At 36.5% G+C, this 19,071-nt stretch carries 13 protein-coding genes; 8 read left to right on the top strand and 5 right to left on the bottom strand.

The window, feature by feature from the left end; genetic code table 11:
• Positions 1-913: 913 nt before the first annotated feature.
• Together ACOVQ4_RS10890 and ACOVQ4_RS10885 are read left to right on the top strand one after the other, a co-directional pair.
• On the top strand, positions 914-1,417 hold the full coding sequence (locus ACOVQ4_RS10890; RefSeq protein WP_421820672.1) for a dihydrofolate reductase: 504 nt from the start codon (positions 914-916) through the stop codon (positions 1,415-1,417).
• A gap of 42 nt (positions 1,418-1,459) precedes the next feature.
• Entirely contained in the window at positions 1,460-1,870 is a 411-nt protein-coding gene (locus tag ACOVQ4_RS10885) for a molybdenum cofactor biosynthesis protein MoaE (RefSeq protein ID WP_421820671.1), read from the top strand.
• Positions 1,871-2,063: 193 nt separating this feature from the next.
• Here ACOVQ4_RS10885 and ACOVQ4_RS10880 read toward each other — a convergent pair whose 3' ends face one another.
• Positions 2,064-3,086: an acyl transferase gene (locus tag ACOVQ4_RS10880; RefSeq protein ID WP_421820670.1), complete on the bottom strand. Its 1,023-nt coding sequence runs from the start codon at positions 3,084-3,086 to the stop codon at positions 2,064-2,066.
• 237 nt (positions 3,087-3,323) lie between these two features.
• Between ACOVQ4_RS10880 and ACOVQ4_RS10875 the strand changes: the two genes are divergently transcribed.
• The 4 genes from ACOVQ4_RS10875 to ACOVQ4_RS10860 all read left to right on the top strand — a co-directional run bounded on the left by ACOVQ4_RS10875 (position 3,324) and on the right by ACOVQ4_RS10860 (position 9,431).
• Positions 3,324-3,866, top strand: coding sequence for a hypothetical protein (locus ACOVQ4_RS10875; protein ID WP_421820669.1), 543 nt, complete (start codon positions 3,324-3,326; stop codon positions 3,864-3,866).
• 292 nt (positions 3,867-4,158) lie between these two features.
• On the top strand, positions 4,159-5,424 hold the full coding sequence (locus tag ACOVQ4_RS10870; RefSeq protein ID WP_421820668.1) for a hypothetical protein: 1,266 nt from the start codon (positions 4,159-4,161) through the stop codon (positions 5,422-5,424).
• A gap of 232 nt (positions 5,425-5,656) precedes the next feature.
• On the top strand, positions 5,657-7,852 hold the full coding sequence (locus tag ACOVQ4_RS10865; protein ID WP_421820667.1) for a S9 family peptidase: 2,196 nt from the start codon (positions 5,657-5,659) through the stop codon (positions 7,850-7,852).
• A gap of 358 nt (positions 7,853-8,210) precedes the next feature.
• Positions 8,211-9,431 carry a sugar MFS transporter gene (locus ACOVQ4_RS10860; protein ID WP_421820666.1) on the top strand — a complete coding sequence of 407 codons (1,221 nt, stop codon included), beginning with the start codon at positions 8,211-8,213 and terminating at the stop codon, positions 9,429-9,431.
• A gap of 285 nt (positions 9,432-9,716) precedes the next feature.
• Here the strand turns inward: ACOVQ4_RS10860 and ACOVQ4_RS10855 are convergent, their stop codons facing one another.
• The 4 genes from ACOVQ4_RS10855 to bshA form a co-directional block, all read right to left on the bottom strand.
• A complete protein-coding gene (locus tag ACOVQ4_RS10855) occupies positions 9,717-11,462 on the bottom strand; it encodes a gliding motility-associated C-terminal domain-containing protein (RefSeq protein WP_421820665.1) in 1,746 nt (581 codons plus the stop codon).
• Positions 11,463-12,180: 718 nt separating this feature from the next.
• Complete coding sequence (locus ACOVQ4_RS10850) at positions 12,181-12,810, bottom strand: sterol desaturase family protein (protein ID WP_421820664.1); 630 nt, start codon at positions 12,808-12,810, stop codon at positions 12,181-12,183.
• Positions 12,811-13,023: 213 nt separating this feature from the next.
• Positions 13,024-14,313: an NAD(P)/FAD-dependent oxidoreductase gene (locus ACOVQ4_RS10845; protein WP_421820663.1), complete on the bottom strand. Its 1,290-nt coding sequence runs from the start codon at positions 14,311-14,313 to the stop codon at positions 13,024-13,026.
• A gap of 715 nt (positions 14,314-15,028) precedes the next feature.
• Positions 15,029-16,186 (bottom strand): N-acetyl-alpha-D-glucosaminyl L-malate synthase BshA, encoded by a 1,158-nt coding sequence (gene bshA / locus ACOVQ4_RS10840; RefSeq protein ID WP_421820662.1) that lies wholly within the window; start codon positions 16,184-16,186, stop codon positions 15,029-15,031.
• Between the two features lie 823 nt (positions 16,187-17,009).
• On the opposite strand from bshA, the gene ACOVQ4_RS10835 reads away from it, so the two are divergent.
• Both ACOVQ4_RS10835 and rsmH read left to right on the top strand, forming a co-directional pair.
• On the top strand, positions 17,010-17,903 hold the full coding sequence (locus ACOVQ4_RS10835; protein WP_421820661.1) for a geranylgeranylglycerol-phosphate geranylgeranyltransferase: 894 nt from the start codon (positions 17,010-17,012) through the stop codon (positions 17,901-17,903).
• Between the two features lie 243 nt (positions 17,904-18,146).
• Positions 18,147-19,058 carry a 16S rRNA (cytosine(1402)-N(4))-methyltransferase RsmH gene (gene rsmH, locus ACOVQ4_RS10830; RefSeq protein ID WP_421820660.1) on the top strand — a complete coding sequence of 304 codons (912 nt, stop codon included), beginning with the start codon at positions 18,147-18,149 and terminating at the stop codon, positions 19,056-19,058.
• The last annotated feature ends 13 nt before the right edge of the window (positions 19,059-19,071 follow it).

The raw sequence follows: 19,071 nt of genomic DNA, 5'->3' as shown, positions 1-19,071 counted from the left end.
AGCACAAATTCACTCACATGATGCATTAGGCTAGAAGTATAAAAGTGTTTTTTAGCAAATCATGATAGTATTTTTAGCTTAATGCTTACAGCCTAGAGTACACAACTTAACTCTAAGTTTCGCTTCTATTACCATAAAGATAGCTTTCTTAAGATGAGTACAGTATCTATCTACTGATTACTGGACAAAATTGAAGTTACTAGTTCAAGACTTAGTCTTGGACTCATTTTTTTAACAGTTTTAAACTGTTTTTAAACATTCATTGAAAAAGTCTAAATACCTTTTCTCTTTTTGTCCAGTAATTAGAGCTATCTACTAATTTCCACCCCAACACTGCGATTTATCATAAATGGACACTGGTAGTAATAAACGAAAAAAACGTCAATAGAAATCTCCATTGACGTTTTTGCCTATACCTATATTAATATCGTTAACTTATTTTGTCATAGACACCAATTGATTGTTTAGTTTATAAAACAAACATTTGGCAAGCAATCAGTGCAATAACATATAAATTTAATATAAATTTATCAATTTTATGTATTTACATAAAATTAAATTTATAGGCTCGTCTTTAGGCAAAACGTATCTATTGTTACTGATTACTAGACAAAATTGGGTTGACTAGTTCAAGACTTAGTTTTGGACTCATTTTTTAACAGTTAAAGACTGTTTTTACAAAATTTATTGAAAATTCTAAATACCTTTTCTCATTTTGTCCAGTAATCAGACAATTAACTAATAACGTCTTACTACTTAGATTAGAGAAGCTTAAAGTTATGGATAATATATCTATCAGAAAACACTATTTCGTCCTTTGCCAGACTAACATTCTTTGAGCGCTTTTTATTTGAAGAATATTTATTGCTTATTTTTACAAAAAAATAGAATGGCATTTTAAAGAAATAAAACTTTGAAACTCTCAATAATTGTTGCAACAGCCGAACAGGGCGTGATTGGAAAAGACAATCAATTAATTTGGCATTTGCCCGAAGACCTTAAAATGTTTAGACGTTTGACAACTGGTCATGTGATTATTATGGGTCGTAAAACATTTGAGTCTATAGGCAAACCACTTCCTAATCGAACCTCCATCATTATATCTCGCAATACCCACTATCAGGTTGAGGGTTGTTTTTTGGTGAGTTCTTTAGAGGAGGCAGTTGAGAAGGCAAAAGAAATAGAAACAGAAGAGGCTTTTATCATCGGTGGCGCTCAAATCTACGCGTTAGCATTGGATATGGCAGACACGGTATATTTGACCCAAGTGCATCATAATTTTGAAGGCGATGCTTTTTTTCCAATTTTGGATACAAACATTTGGATAGAGAAAGAACGTAAGTCTTTTTCTCCTGATGAAAAAAATGCTTATGCTTTTGATTTTGTTACTTTAGAAAAACGCACTGAGAAAGTGTAGGGTTCTTCGATATTTTCATCAAAAAACACATATCACGAGGCTATGATTGCGATTGCAGATTCTCCTATAAATATTCAAGAATGTATTGACGCTGCACAGTCTGAACGTGCGGGGGCAGTAGATGTGTTTATTGGAACCGTTCGAAACCATAATAAAGACAAGTCGGTGGTGCGTCTGGAGTTTGAAACTTACGATGCAATGGCTGTCAAAAAAATGCAAGAATTGGCCGATGAAGCTCAAGTACGCTGGAATACCGAAAAAATTGTAATGGTACATCGCAAAGGTGTACTTTCGATAGGCGACGTAGCCGTAGTAATAGCTGTAGCAACTCCTCATCGTGCAGCGTCTTTTGAGGCCTGCAAGTGGCTTATCGATACGCTCAAGCAAGTAGTGCCTATCTGGAAAAAAGAAGTGTACGACAATGGTGAAGAATGGCTCGAGGCACATGCTTAGGAGTGATGAGTTGGGAGTTGGGAGTGCGGAGAAAATATCTATTTCGGATATCGGATGTTGGATTTCGGAAGTGTAGCCCATATTTTCGAATAATATTTTACAAAAATTGAGTTATTTTCAATATTTCCGAAATCAGAAATCCCAAATCCGTAATCGTCTGAAACTCCGCACTCCTAACTCAAAACTCATCACTTTAAAGTGTCATCAAATTACAGCCTCTAATATCTGAATTATCGAATCTGCCTAGGATGCGAAAACGGCGACTGTCTGGCAAAAAACTCCCTAAGTCTTTGGTTTCGATAAATGAACACGAGTCGATATTGGCCAAGTCAATTACATTAATACCTCCTGAGCGCACGCTGGAATCTACGAGAGTGAAAGGGTCATTTACATCACGCAACAACACACGCATAGATGCTGGAAGCTCAAAAATGCCTTCTCCATAAGAATATCCTTGTGAAAGGAGTTCGGTCATGCCATATTCTGAATGAATGCTCTGTACACCAAATGCCGCAGTTAATATCTCATGAACCTCCTCTCGTAATAATTCTTTTCGACGCCCTTTCATACCGCCCGTTTCGATAATGACAACATCATCAAAGTCTTTTAAGAAACTAAAATCTTCTCCCGACTCGGCTAAGTCCAAAAGCCCAAAAGTCACCCCAATTAAAAGAATTTTTTGCTTGGGATTTGCCTTATGAGCATTTTTAAGACTTTCAATAAGTCCTTTATAATCGTTAAGAAAAAAGCCAGAATATGGTGAATTGGTTTGTTCAATAAAACTTTTGACCATATAAACCAACGAGGAGTTATTGCGCTCCAAATAGGAGGGAAGCAAGGCCAAGATTTGAAAATTTGCCAAAGACCCATAAAATTTTTCGAATATCTGTATTGCAACCTTTACATAAAAATCTGGGTCATATACATAATGACGACTGGTTTGAGAGCCTGTGGTTCCGCTACTTTCAAAAACAACCTTGCTCGGTACTTGGTTAGTAATGATAGCATGTGATTTGAAAAATTCGATTGGCAAGAAAGGAATTTTGGTAACGGTAGTAATATCGGTTATTTTTTTGCCGAGTTGTTCAATGTAACGACGATAAACAGGATTATGACTAGCTTGAAAGTGAAAAATATCAATTGCTAGTGAATCAAAAGTAGATTCATTTACTGTCAAAACTCGTTGCTTTAATATGTCAGCTTGGGAAGATAGCATGGTTTGTGGGGCAACTTTAAACGTAGCCTATAAATACAGAAATGTTGATTTTAGGAATTCTCCGTGCAAAATTACTTCAAATGATTAACTTTACAGAAGTTTGGTTTTGAAAGAACAACATTTCAAGGGCTTTTTCGTTCCAAGAGTGCCATCGTTTTTTTGATAATACCAAACGCCCTTAATCACAGTCAGATTACTGTTTGATAGATTTTTACCTTGTAAAGAACTTATGCCCCCATGAAAAAAATTACTTTTTTCTTATTAGGACTTTTTGGAATGCTTGGTTGCGTGAGCGAACCATCCTTTGATATTGTGCCATTGATTGGGTTCAACTCAGCAAATATAATTACCAAAACATCATCGGATCTTTTGGGAAATACAACCAAACGTGATTCACTGATTTTAACGATTAATTTTCAAGATGGAGATGGTGACTTAGGGCTTACACAAGATGACTATAAAAAACTGATTCTTATTCAGCCCGATTTGCGTACGTTTGACGTAGATTTGTATGTCAAAAAGAAAGGCACTTTCCTAAAATCAACCCCAAGTTTTCCGCTAGGAGGAAATCACTTTCAACGGTACAAAGAAGGCGATAAGCCAGGGCCAATTGAAGGAACAATCGACTTTTCAATCAATTTTGACTATAATAACTTTAGTGGTATCCCGTATCTAACTGGTAAAAAAGATACTATTCGTTTTGATATTTGGATTACCGACCGCGCATTACACAAAAGTAATGTAGTGCAGTCGAAAGAGATTATTCTATTTGGTAATTAGTATGGATAGGCGCTATGCAATAGGCGCTATGCAATAGGCACTATCTATTTTCATAACAATGTTTTTAATTTTTTAAGAGAAGCTACCTAGATGGGTGGCTTTTTTTATGGCAATTAGCCTTCACATCAGTAACAGGAAAGAATTAATACTATATCTGCGGCACATATTGATTGTATTCCTTGTGATGATGAGTTAATTCTAATAACTTCCTTTTACTTATCTTAAATCGCTTTAGAATTGTATCAATTTTTTGTAAATTAAAAGATAAGTTTAACATACCCGTCTCTCAGTTATGCGCACTAACTTCTCTATAGTCACCCTATTGGTTTTTCTTTCGATAAAAGCCTATTCTCAAAACACAATAACTTCTTTGAGTCGTTTTAATTTTCCTCTTGATTCTCTTGTTTATTACAATGCGGAGGATTTAACCTCTGTTAGATTTACGATGAGTCATATACCTTGGTTTGCTCCCAAAAATCAAGTTTTCGATAAAACGCAGATACACCCTGAAGCCATCATTAGAGTTAATGAGGTGATATTTCCTAATAAATCATATCTTGATAAAATGCCAAATGTTCAAGTATATGGTAATACAACCGATACCGCAACATACTATGTGTATTTAAAGGAAAAACCGAGTCAAAAGAAGCCTGTTCCACTGTCAGCGGCAGCAATTCAGTATTTGGACGATTTGCCTGAAAGCTTTGTTACCTTCAAAAAATTGACTTTAGAAGAGCTTCGCTATACTTGCTCGGTAGAGCAGCCTTTTTTTGATGGTTTAGGACTTACCTCAGAAAAAACCTCAACGTCTCCTCGATATCTGATTGATGGTCAACTGCAAAGTATTGGTTTTAAGGCACAACAAATTAATCTAGCCGAAACCGAATCTATCGTGGTATATTCTCCTGAAAATGCCAAACGCTATTTTAGCTCAAGATTTGAGGGAGGATTAGTTGTAGTAAACACCCATAAGGCTAAAAAATCATTTAATCTGGTCTTCAAAATTAATGTTGTCGAAAGTGAACGGATATCTCCTGATAGTGGGTGGAAAATCGTATCCGACACCGTCCTTGCCAATATGGATGAGTTTAGAGCTTATCGAAAAGCCAAGCTCGAAGCACAATCGGTGATTTATATGATTGATAATCGACTTGAGAATGAACATACCAATCGCAAAACAATTGATTTGGACCGTGTTGTGTCTATTGAAACCACTTTGGGACAAGGAAGTACTTCTTTTCCTACTCCAGAAAGAAATGAAAATAAAGTTGATACGATTAAGATTAATACCAGACAAGTATTTCAGCATTCAATAGCAACGATGTCTCGTGTGATATCTGAGCTAAAACAAATGCGTGAAAACAAAAAGCCTGAAGTACCACTCTATATTGTGGATAATGAAGAAATAGATATGGAAAAACTCAAGCAGTTTTCGCGCAACGAAATAGAGCTGGTGACAGTACTTAGCTCCTGCGATGGAATGCAGAAATATGGAAAGAAAGCTGAGTTTGGGGCTGTTATCTTTAGACGAAAAAGCCCAAAAACCAGTCGGAACTAGGGTAGTAAATTGCACTATTTTACTTAAATTTGGCAGATTTAAGTATTGTGTTGAAGGCATAAGGCAACAGGCACAAGGCAAAAAGTGTTAGATTGTGTTTTAAAAACAATAGGTATATTTTTGCCGAATGCCCAAAGCTGAAAGCCGTAAGCTCAAAAATTAAATTATATTTTGCCCACTAACTTATGTAATTCATAAAGTTTATATCAACAACAGAAACCTTTTATATACAGTGAAAAAAACACAACTAATCATTTGTTCCGTAATAGCCTTGCTTATGTACAGTAGCCTGAGTGTAGTTGCTCAAAAGAAAAATGTGAGCCTTGACGAAGTTTGGAGCAAATTTGCCTTTTCTCAAAAACAAGTTCGTAGTATCAATTGGATGAAAGATGGTTCATTCTATTCAGCCTTAGAAAATGGGCGTATTGTAAAGCATCAGGTGACTGATGGCGCTGCCGTAGAAACGCTTTTTGATGAAGGGGTAAGTGTCGAAAACCTCGGTCAAAAGATTACAATTGCCGACTATACTTTGTCATCCAACGAACAAAAAATCTTGATTGAAACAGATCCTGAGCAAATCTATCGTCGTAGTTCGCGTGCCGAAAATTTTGTGTATGATATTAAGACCAAAAAATTGGTTAAGTTATCGGCTGGAGGCAAACAGTCTTTTGCAACTTTCTCGCCAGATGGTACCAAAATAGCCTTTGTACGCCAAAACAACCTTTTTATGGTTGATTTGAACACCATGTCTGAGCGTCAAATTACAACAGATGGTAAATGGAATAATATTATCAATGGTATGTGCGATTGGGTATATGAGGAGGAATTTTCTTTTGCAAAAGCATTTTTTTGGTCGCCAGATAGCCGCAAAATTGCTTTTTATACCTTCGACGAAAGCAAGGTGCCAGAATACAACATGCAAATGTGGGGTAAGTTGTATCCTACTGACTACCGTTATAAATACCCAAAAGCAGGAGAACCTAATTCGACTGTAAGCATTTCGGTTTATAATCTTGTGGATTCAAAAACAGTAAAAATGGATTTGGGTAAAGAAACCGATTTGTATATTCCTCGTATTCGTTGGACAATCAATGCCAATGTTCTATCTATCAGTCGCTTGAATCGCCATCAAAACAAAATGGAGCTGATTCATGCGGATGCATTTACTGGAAAAACTACCATTGTTTTGATTGAAGAAAGTAGAACGTATGTAGATGTCGAAAACTTTGGAGATGACCTAACGTATTTGGCAGATGGTAAGAGTTTTATTATGTCTTCCGAAAAAGATGGCTATAAGCACTTATATCAGTACGATATGTCGGGTCGTGAAGTTCGTAAAATAACTACGGGTAGCTGGGAGGTCGATAATTTTTATGGGATTGATGAATCAACCAATACTTTGTATTTTACTTCTACAGAGATTGCCTCAATCGAACGTCATTTGTACAGTATTTCGCTGGATGGCAAAGTAAAAAAGAAGCTGTCGGTGGAGCGTGGTATGAATACTGCCAATTTTAGTCCAGACTTCAAATACTTTATTTTGAATAATTCGGCTTCTAATAGTCCTTTAAAAGTAAGCTTATATCGTTCGGGCAATGCACAACTAATCAAAGTATTGGAAGATAATGCCGATTTGCGTGCTCGTTTAACTGGATATAATATTTCGCCAAAAGAATTTACCGTTATCAAAACTGCTGATGGTGTTGAGCTAAATTCTTGGATGATTAAGCCTGCTAATTTTGACCCTAACAAAAAATATCCTCTACTGATGTTTGTATATGGTGGCCCAGGTAGTCAGCAAGTCTTGAATCAATATGATGGAGCAAACTTTTATTGGTATCAGATTTTGGCCCAAAAAGGCTATATTGTAGCTTGCGTAGATAATCGTGGTACGGGTGGACGTGGCTCTGAGTTTAAGAAATGTACTTATTTGAACTTAGGAAAACTCGAGGTTCATGATCAAATCGAAGCGGCTAAATATTTTGGTAAGTTACCGTTTATTGACGCTACGCGTATAGGGATTCAAGGTTGGTCGTATGGTGGTTTTATGGCATCTAACTGCTTATTCCAAGGTGCTGATGTCTTCAAAGCTGCTATTGCGGTAGCTCCAGTTACCAATTGGCGTTATTATGATACGGTATATACCGAACGTTTCTTGAGAACACCACAAGAAAATCCTACAGGTTATGACGATAATTCGCCTGTGACACATGCTAAAAATCTGAAAGGAAATTTCCTTCTAGTTCATGGAACGGGCGACGACAATGTCCATTTCCAAAATGCCGTAGCCTTAGAAGATGCTTTAATTAAAAACAATAAGCAGTTTCAGTCATTTTATTATCCAAACAAAAATCATGGTATCGCAGGTGGAAACACGCGTTTACACCTTTATACAATGATGACTAACTTTTTGGAGAAAAACTTATAATCTGATTTTAGGTAAAATATAACCAAAACACAAAACCGCAGAGTTGAAGCTGATAAAAAGCTGAAAGTCTGCGGTTTTGTATTTTATTATTAATAAGTAGTAATAAATTACCGAATATAGTTTTCAAATATAATATTTAGGAGTATTTACTGTAAATAAATATTAATGATATTAATTTGTTCTGAAAATCAGTATATTGCATAATATTTTACTGAAAGTTTTCATATTTATTTGCTTAGAAAAATCCTTCAGGTAGTCACAAATAGGATGATTATCATTTGGTTATATATTTCAATTAATAAAAAATTGATATTTTTCGGTAATATATTACGTTATATCCAATTTTCTTGTATAAACTATGAACAATAAAAAACAAAATTACTTAGGCCCTTTGATTATCATTGGGGTATTATTTTTCGTCTTTGGTTTTGTCACGTGGGTGAACGGAACGCTCATCGCCTTTTTCAAAAAAGCATTCAATCTTGACAATACGAGCTCATTATTAGTGACTTTTGCCTTTTTCATCTCTTACACTGTCATGGCGATTCCATCGTCAGAAATTTTGAAAAAAATTGGTTTCAAAAAAGGTATGGCTGTAGGTTTGGGTGTAATGGCAATCGGTACATTGACTTTCGTTCCTGCTGCCAAAATGGCCTCATACATCCTTTTCTTGGTGGGCTTATTTGTGATTGGTATAGGCTTGACTTTATTGCAAACGGCCTCTAATCCTTATGTGACTATCTTAGGCGACCGCGAAAGCGCCGCCCAGCGTATTAGTATTATGGGGATTGCCAACAAAATTGCAGGTATCATGAGTCAAAAACTTTTGGGAGGCTTGTTATTGGCAAGTAGCACTGCAAGTGTTGCGGTATCAAACGAAACCGAATTAGATAAAGTAACAGTGCCTTATTTGATTTTGACTGGCGTGCTGATTGTTTTGGCTATTTTGATTATGCTGTCAAAGGGTTTACCAGAGGTGAGTGAGGAGCAAGAGGGGGATACTTCAGAGAAAAGTGAAAAAACGAGCATTTGGGCTTTCCCAAATTTGGTTTTGGGTTTGGTAACTTTGTTTAGCTATGTAGGTCTTGAAGTAATTTCGGGAGATACAATTATCAGTTATGGCATTACACTAGGTTTTCCAGAATCTGAAGCTAAAGACTTTGGTCAATTTACCTTATGGTCGATGTTGGTAGGTTATGTGTTAGGAATTGTATTGATACCTAAATATGTATCACAACAAACTTGGTTAAAGTTGTCATCTTTATTAGGAGTAATAATTACACTTGTAGCATTGTTTACAACAGGATATACTTCCGTATTAAGTATTGCCTTGTTGGGCTTGTCTAATGCCATTATGTGGCCAGCAATTTGGCCATTAGCAATAAATGGACTTGGTAAGTTTACCAAACTAGGTTCGGCCTTATTGGTAATGATGATTGCAGGTGGCGCTATTTTACCACTAGTGTACGGTAAATTGGCAGATACCATCGGTGCACAATCAGCTTATGGACTTTTGATTCCATTGTATTTGTATATTGCATATTATGCAACTTGGGGACATAAAAAGACTAATTGGTAGAATGATAGATTCTGTCGATAAATTCTTTTGAGTATGAATCATCCCAAATTTAGTGATTTAGCGAATGAGTGATTATGTTAAAATTTAGATTTCCAAGTAGAGACGCAATGCTTGCGTCTCAATGCTTGCGTCTCAAACCAAGTAAATCTAGCATGATAACCTCAAAAAAGGGGTCGGGAAATAGATTCCGACCCCTTTTTTATGAAAATTTAGAGAATAACCCTAACCTTAAAATTTAGAATTTCTTACTTTAATTCTTCACATAGTTGTTCTTACCTGAAATAGTCACCTTATTAATACAAATGCTCCAGATTGGTGATTGATATGCCCATTATCAAGTTCTACTTCTAATTGATAGGCATAACTTCCTACCTCCGCTAAAACTCCTCTGTAAGTTCCATCCCAGCCACTTGTCGGGTCGGTAGGAGATAGGTTCTCTTTCCAAAAGATTAGTTCTCCCCAACGATTATAAATTTTCATACTTTTGATTTGCTTCACACAACCACTGGTATTTGCAAAATAATAATCATTGTAGTTATCCTGATTAGGAGAAAATGCATCTGGTAAAAGTACGATATCGCACCTTCGAACCGATATATTTACTGTTTCGGTATCTTGGCAAGCCGTATTTTCTTTACTTATGATAAAGATTTTGTATTGCCGACTTTGATTTGGCGTTACCCATGTTTCTGAACAAGTTGCACAAGATAAATCAGTAGATGGAACCCAAGTGTATTGGTAGTTTCCAATTGAATGTGCTATGGTTTTTAAGAATGCTTTATCGCCTGTGACCAAATTAAAATCAGATTGTTCTACAGAAATATCTACCTCCACAATGGTTAAATAATTGGTCACGATACTATCACACTGGCCCGCTCGTTGGAGGGTATCTACATAAATACCTGTACTATTGTAGGTTTTGCTACCAACATGAAGTGTTTTTCCTGAACAAAGACTAACCACATTGCTATATCTGGTGAGGGCTTTCACTTTGAGCTTGAGTGTAATGGTACTATCGCAGATACCTTGCCGACTGATATTAATAGTATAAACACCTGTTGACTTGTAGGTTTTGTTATCAATGGCAACTGATTCACCTTCACAGATAGTTGAGTCTATCGAATTAAATACATGCTGATAGCTGAGTTGATATTGCAGTTGTAGCTCACATGATGCATCCAAGCTGGCCAATGGTAATAATTTAACCCAAAATTTGTCACCTAGGGTAGGTTTTACCGTAATACTTGAAGTAGTGGCACCAGTATTCCAAGTGTATTGAGCAAAGCCCTCTGGAGCCGAGAATGTCATAAAACCGTTTTCGTCTGGACAAACAGCATTTGCTTTAATTTCTGCCTTCAAACATTGCGCGTCAAAATAAGCATAACCAAAGTGTGTTTTACGGGTGCATCCATGTGCAGTTACTTGGATATTGATGCGCTGACCTATATATTTTGTTAAATTGATAGCACCTGTTGTCCAATCTTTATATTCGATGGTTCCGTTGGTATAAGTTTGAGATTTGAAGGTGGCCGTAGAACCCGTAGTTGAAAGTTGTACATCATAGTAACTACAGGCTAGTTGATTTCCGTTTTGGTCTGTTATTTGAATGTTAAATCCTGGTTTTTGAAAATCGGCATGTCCCTGTTTGTCATTTGCAAGCATAACGGCAAACTTGTACTGAAACAGCGCATTATCGGCTGTTACCATAAATGAGGTCTTCAGACGGTGATAACTTCCACCTTCAGTATTGCTTCCCAAGCGAATGGCATAATTGCTACCTGATACTACAGGAATTTTGTCTTGGGTTATATTGGCATCATACCCTTCTCCTATATTCACGATTTTATAGTTAGCGCCAGACGTTTCAGTGCCATATACAGCTTTTGTTCCATCATCCGTTAGCGTACCATTACTTAGCGTCCATCCTGAAATACTTCCAAGTTCGAAGCCAATATTGGTACAGTCTGTTTGAGAAAATACCCTAGAATGAAAGCATAACAAAAAACATAAGGAAAGAGAAAACTTGTTCATACACTAAATATTAAGAGGGATGATAAATTGCCTGTTATTCAAGCTACTAGACCATCGATAAGGTATGAAACGTTGTGTGGATAAAAAGTTTTTTTCGGGAAAGGCGGGCTTTTACGGCCATTTATCTACTGAGCCATCTTGTTAACGGTACAAACGGGCATACTTGTAGCTTGACTGGAGGAGTATTTATTCTAAGATTGGTTTTCTGCTAGTAAGTATTAGTACAGAATTAGAATTAAGTTTAGTGTTTTAGGGAACAGGCAACAGGCACAAGGCAAAGAGTGTTAAAATGTTTTTAACGACCACGGACAAGCATTTTTCCCAAAGCCCACCGCCGAAAGCCGATACCAGAAAGCTTAAAGCACAATCATAAACTTTATTTTGCGTACTAACTTAAGTAATCGTGCGGAAATATATTTAAGTTTAGTGTTTTAGGCACAAGACAACAGGCACAAGGCAAAGAGTGTTAAAATGTTTTTAACGACCACGGACATGCATTTTTCATATAGCCCACCGCCGAAAGCCGATACCAGAAAGCTTAAAGCACAATCTTAAACTTTATTTTGCGTACTAACTTATAGACGCAATGTTTGCGTCTCAAGTCAAGTAAAATCTAGCATAATAGCATTAAAAAAGCGATCGAAAATAAATTTCGATCGCTTTTTTGTAACAATAGATATATTTTGCCGAATGCCTTCTTTTTACTTATTTGAAATGCTTACAAATTCTCTGAAACTTTTGATTTGTCCATCGTATCCATTGTACCAAAAACATAATCCCAAAGAGGTGAAGACACGCCAAATACAGCATTACCATCCTTGTAGTGATGTACGGCATGATTAATCCATAAGTGCTTCAAGAAGTTTTTGGGTGGCGCATAAGCATGTACAGCATAGTGAACCAACAAATAACTGGCATATCCCCAAATAAATCCTGGGAAAAATGCATAAGCAGCCTCGCCCATCAATACAAAAAATACTGAAAATAATGTTACAGCCACTACAATAGCCAATACAGGAGGCATAGCCAAACGAGTTTTATCTTTTGGATATTCGTGGTGAACGCCATGAGCAATGTATTGAAATTTGGCACGAGCCTCAGTAGTTGGGTCGATATGATATACGCTTCTATGTACCCAGTATTCGATAAAAGTAAATGTAATAGCACCAACGCCAAACAACAAACCAATCAAACCATTTGAAAGATTTGTGTAGGTAAATGCATACCATCCTAAAACCGCTCCAGATACAAAAAACATCGTTACAGGAACAGCAATGTGAGTTCTCGACAGTTTCTCTAGAATTGGGTTATCAAACAATTGTTTGGTACCACTGTTTTTGGGTCTCATTTTTTTCTGATTCGCTTCCATTTCGTGATATACGTGATGAGTTGTCCTTCTATTAAAATTGCACTAAAACAATAATTTTAATAGGATTGAGGTCTTATTATTGAATTATAACAACAAAGATACAAACTTTTAAAGTTCCTAATTCCTAATTTTTATTGATTTTTATCACAATTTAGCATTTTGCCGTACTGTCCTATTGTGTCTTATTCGCCGTTAATCCTCGGTTTTGGGTGATTTTTGTTTTATAATGAGTCTCAAGGATTGGTCGTAGGTAATGTAATTCCAAAGCCAATTAATAAAAATCAATAAACGATTTTTTACACCTACTATCGACATTAAGTGCACAAACATCCATGTTAGCCATGCAAAGAAGCCTTGAAATCTCCAAAACGGCAAATCTACTACAGCCAAGTTGCGCCCAACAGTGGCCATCGAGCCCAAATCTTTGTAGGTAAATTCTTCTAATGGATTTCCTCTTAAGAGTCTAGGAAGGTTTTTTGATAATAGTTTTCCTTGCTGAATAGCTGGCTGTGCTACTTGTGGGTGACCGTTTGGATAGGCTTCCTCGGTCATAAAGGCAACATCACCAATGGCAAAAATGTTTTGATAACCCTCCACCTGATTGTACCTATTTACCTTAATGCGTCCTCCACGAGCCAATACATCAGGATTTAATCCTTCGATAAAATTGGCCTTAATTCCTGCCGCCCATACCAAATTATTGGTGCGGATTTTTTCACCGCTATTCAGATAGGCATACTTGCCATCAAAATCGGTTACACGGGTATTCAGAAAAACATTGACACCCAATTGCTCCAAATATTCTTTCGATTTGATTTGAGCATTTTTTGACATAGGTCCCAACAACTCTCCTCCAGACTCCACGATATAGACTTTCATTAAGTCAAAATCTAATTCAGGATAATCTTTGGGTAATACATGACGCTTCATTTCGGCCAATGTACCCGACACCTCCACACCTGTTGGGCCTCCACCAACAACTACCACTGTCATCAAACCTTGACGCACATCGTCACTGTCAGAAACCAAGGCATTTTCAAAGTTTTCTAACAACCTATTTCTCAAACCTAGAGCCTCCCCAACAGATTTCATTGGTAGGGCTTTTTCTTGGATATTTTTTTGTCCAAAAAAGTTGGTATCTGCACCTATCGCCAAAATCAAATAGTCATATCGGATGGCGCCCAATTGCGTGAAGACTTCTTGAGAATCGGTACGCAGTTCGGTAACTTCTGTAATTCGGACATGAACATCTTTATAATGATGAAAGGCCAATCGTAGCGGAAAGGAAATCGCAGATGGTTCTAAGCCTGCTGTAGCTACTTGGTAAAAAAGCGGTTGAAACTGATGATAGTTGTTTTTGTCAATCAAAACAATTTGAAAATCTTCGCTATCGGCTAGGTCTCTGGCGATTTTTAAACCACCAAAACCTGCGCCAATAATTACCACACGCTTTTTGGTAGTTTCAGGAATGTTGGGTGTCATAGGCATCAATAAAAGTGTTGAAAAAATGATAGTTTTCAACACTTTCAGTCTAATTATTAAAGGATTAAAAGTTTTTAATAAAAGTTTGGATTTCAAATCTGAAATAGAGCATTTTAGCTCAAAATTTGAAATTATTTAGCATCTTAAGTGCTTGGCTTTGGGCTGTTTGCTTTAGGCAAAAGGTCTTTGTGATTTTTTGAAAAACACCTTTTTTCTTGAGCTTAGCGCTTAAAGCCAACAGCTGATAAGTAGGAGTTATTAGTTAATAGCTAATTACTGGACAAAAAGAGAAAAGGTATTTAGACTTTTTCAATGAATGTTTAAAAACAGTTTAAAACTGTTAAAAAAATGAGTCCAAGACTAAGTCTTGAACTAGTATCTTCAAACTTGTCCAGTAATCAGGTTAATAGTATATTGGTTATTTGAAGGCATTCATAATCAGAATATTATATTCAAATTTTGCTACAGATATACTATTAATTTAATTTTTCCTACTACTTAAGTTAGTGGGCAAAATAAGATTTAATTTTTGAGCTTTCGGCTCTGGGCATTCGGCAAAATATATCTATCGTTACTAAAAAACATTTTAACACTCTTTGCCTTGTGCCTGTTGCCTTGTCCCTATGATAAAAAACTTAAATATAATTTTGCACTAATACTTAATATCAATTTTATTTTGCTGACTAACTTCTCATATCCTTCTGACAAAATTGCCCTAATCTACGAACATTTTTTCAGGAAACTTCCAGCTTTTTGCTGTGATTTGCTCATAGTATTGCTCATATAATGGTAAGATATTGGCAATATCAAATTCTTTGGCGCGGTCGAGGGCATTTCTCTTAAAAGTCTGCAAACGTTCTTCATCTTCTAAGATATGGATTGTATTTTTGGCCATATCCTCTACATCTCCAATTTCGCTGATAAAGCCAGTTACTCCATGTACATTTACCTCTGGTATACCGCCAGCATTTGACGAAATCACAGGTACTTCACAAGCCATTGCTTCGAGCGCTGCCAAACCAAAACTTTCTTTTTCTGATAATAATAAAAAGATATCTGCCAAAGACAATACCTCCTCAATGACATCGAGCTTACCCAAGAAACGTACATCGTTTTGTACACCTAACTCACGGCAAAGCATTTCGATAGAAGTACGCTCGGGGCCATCGCCAACTAATAGCAGTTTGCTAGGTATTTTCTGATTTACTAAATGAAAAACTCTTACCACATCTTCAATACGTTTTACTTTTCTAAAGTTAGACGTATGCATGAGGAGTTTTTCGCCATGAGGACATATTGCTATTTTAAAATGGTCTTTTCTGAGTTTTTTAAAACGCTCTAAATCAATAAAGTTGGGAATCACTTGAATATTACTGATAATCTCAAATTCTTCATACGTATCATTTTTGAGACTTTCAGAAACGGCAGTCACCCCATCAGACTCATTAATTGAAAAAGTTACCACTGGCTCAAAAGAAGGGTCTTTTCCTACCAAGGTAATATCAGTACCATGAAGCGTCGTAATAAAAGGAATATGTACCCCTTTAGATTTCAAGATTTGTTTGGCCAGATATGTTGCCGAAGCATGTGGAATCGCGTAGTGTACATGCAACAAATCAAGCTTTTCGGTCAATACCACATGGACAATCTTACTCGCCAAAGCCGACTCATAGGGCAGGTATTGAAACAAAGGATAACTCGAAACGCTTACTTCGTGGTAATAAATATTTTCATTAAAAAAATCTAAACGCGATGGTTGACTATAGGTAATAAAATGTACTTCGTGCCCTGCTTTGGCAAGTGCTTTTCCAAGCTCTGTGGCCACAACACCACTACCGCCATAAGTGGGATAACATACTATTCCGATTTTCATTGAATTACTTGAGATTGAGTGTTTGATGGTAGTCTGATGTACTTCTCCTTAGATTGTTACTAAGTATTAAGCGCTTGGCTTTTGGCTCTAAGCATAGGCACAAGGCAACAGGCACAAGGCAAAGAGTGTTAAAAATGTTTTTTAGTAACGATAGATATATTTTGCCGAATGCCCAGAGCCGAAAGCTCAAAAATTAAATCTTATTTTGCCCACTAACTTAAGTAGTAGGAAAAATTAAATTAATAGTATATCTGAGCTAAAATTTGACCATAACCTTTTGATTATGAATGCCTTCAAATAACTAATGTACTATCAACTAATAACCTTGTCCTACTTAAAAGTCAAATGCTGAACAGTTTACTTTTGCCTTATTACTTACTTAACCATAATCTAAGGAGGAAAGATTTTGTTTGCTCTCTGTTTAAAATTACAAAGTAGTGTAATTTTTATGGAACCGTAAGCATTTTGAATCGTCATTTAGCCAAGAGTCTTTATATCTGGGCTGTAATTATTTGAAATAAAGCTCAAGGAGTAAAATCACCCTCTTGCACAACTTCGTATTAATTATTGGGTTTCCTCCTTTTTTGTTTAATAACCTGTTTTGAAATTAGAACACCGAAAAATCAAAATTTTCTCCCTAAACGATAGAATTTCTTTATGCTTATTCATGTTAGCTAAATTATTAGCTAGTTTTAGCCCCAAGTATTCATATTTTATGCCCTTTGTCCGAATGTTATTTTTATCAAAAGCCAAGGTACTGTTGTAATTGATAAACAAACCTCTTCAACGCTTGATTTTATAACAAAGCATATAATTTTGTTCCATGAAAAATACTTCACATCATAAAGTTACTTTTGGGCAATCTATTTTGGCATTTATTCGATTGATTAGATGGCCTAATTTGCTCATTATTGCTTTTACACAATACTTCACTCGTATTTTTTTGATTCTTGAATCAGACTTGACGTGGGGTAATATCATGGAAGTATTTTTAGATTATAAGCTAGCACTTATAGTATTGGCTACCCTTTTTATTGCGGCTTCAGGGTATATTATTAATGACTATTATGATATAAAAATTGATTTAGTAAACAAACCTCAACGGGTCGTAATTGGGCGCTACATCAAACGTCGTTGGGCTATGGTAATGAATCAAATCTTCAATGTGATTGGGCTATTACTAGGTTTGTTGGTCAGTAAAAAAGTTTTTCTAGTAAATCTCTTGGCTGTCTTTTGTTTGTGGTTGTACTCCAATCAACTCAAGCGACTACCATTTTGGGGAAACCTCATGATTGCAATATTAACGGGTTTTTCATTATTGGTATTGGCGGTATATTACCCTGGTCACCAGCGCGAAGTTTGGATTTATGCTATTTTCTCGTTTGAGATTACCCTTATTCGAGAAATTATCAAAGATATGGAAGACCTCAAAGGGGATGAAAAGCATGGCTGCAAAACCCTACCGATTATCTGGGGGATTGCTCGTACCAAATTACTCTTGTATGGACTCATTGCCATGTTTACGGCACTACTTTTTATTTTGGCTACCCAACTTCCCGATAGCCGCATAGGATATGTGTTTATGGCACTGATGCTTCCGTTGGGTTTTCTGACTTATCGTTTGGTGTATGCTGACAAGACAAAAGATTTTGCTTTTCTAAGCGATGCTTGTAAATTCTTGATGCTACTAGGTGTATTCAGTATGATGCTTGCCTAGCCAAGAAAAAAGGTTTCTAGTTTTGCATTAAAATGCTGATAAGTTTTCTGTATTTTTGTGGGAATTGGTCTTTTATGAACCAAAGAAAAAAGTAGTCCTTATGGAAATAAGGGAACAGGCACGAAGGCATAGCGTTTTTAGCGTGAATCAAGCACTCAAATAACTTGCACTTTATGCTGTTGTGCCTTTGGTACTTATTATCCCTTAAACAACTCGCTGTAATCACTTCATACCCTAAAAATAATGTATCACGAATCTGTAATGCTTCATGAGTGCGTAGAGGGACTCAATATCCGCCCCGATGGCGTGTACGTTGATGTTACCTTCGGAGGAGGAGGACACTCTAAAGCAATTTTGGAAAAACTTGGAGAAAAAGGTAAACTTTATGCTTTTGATCAAGACCCAGATGCCAAAAACAATGCAAAAGCCATTGATGATAAACGATTGGTTTTTATTGAAGCTAACTTTAGATATATAAAAAAATACCTTCGTCTGTATGCTGTAAAACAAGTAGATGGTATTCTGGCCGATTTTGGGATATCTTCGCATCAAATAGATGAGCCTTCTCGTGGGTTTTCGACTCGTTTTGATGGCGACTTGGATATGCGTATGAACCAAAAGGCCGAAGTGTCTGCCTATACAATTATCAATCAGTATACTGAAGAGCAATTACATAAAATTTTTGGCATGTATGGCGAAATCAAAAATGCTCGTACTCTTGCTTCGGCTATTTGTTCGGAGCGTATGAATCAGCCCATCAAAACCACTGGGGAGTTAAAGGCTATTCTCGAAAAATACGCGCCTAAATTCAAAGAGTTTCGCTATTTTGCTCAAGTATTCCAAGCTATCAGAATTGAAGTAAACCAAGAACTCGATGTAATCCAAGAGTTTTTGGAACAAACCCCCGAATTGCTCCGCGATACCAACAGCCGCCTTTGTATCATGACCTTTCACTCTTTGGAAGACCGTCTTGTCAAAAACTATATCAAAGCCGGAAATTTCACAGGCGAGCTGCAAAAAGACATTGTTTATGGCACAGTCGATAAACCATTAGAGGCTGTATCGCGCAAACCAATCGAAGCTTCCGCTGAGGAATTAGCACGAAATAATCGCTCTCGTAGCGCCAAACTTCGTATTGCAACCCTAGCCAAATAACAAACGCTCAATC

This window comes from Flectobacillus sp. (genome assembly GCF_049240685.1).
GTDB lineage: Bacteria > Bacteroidota > Bacteroidia > Cytophagales > Spirosomataceae > Flectobacillus.
Note: the sequence above shows the minus strand (reverse complement) of the source record. Positions and strands in the feature narration are given on the sequence as shown.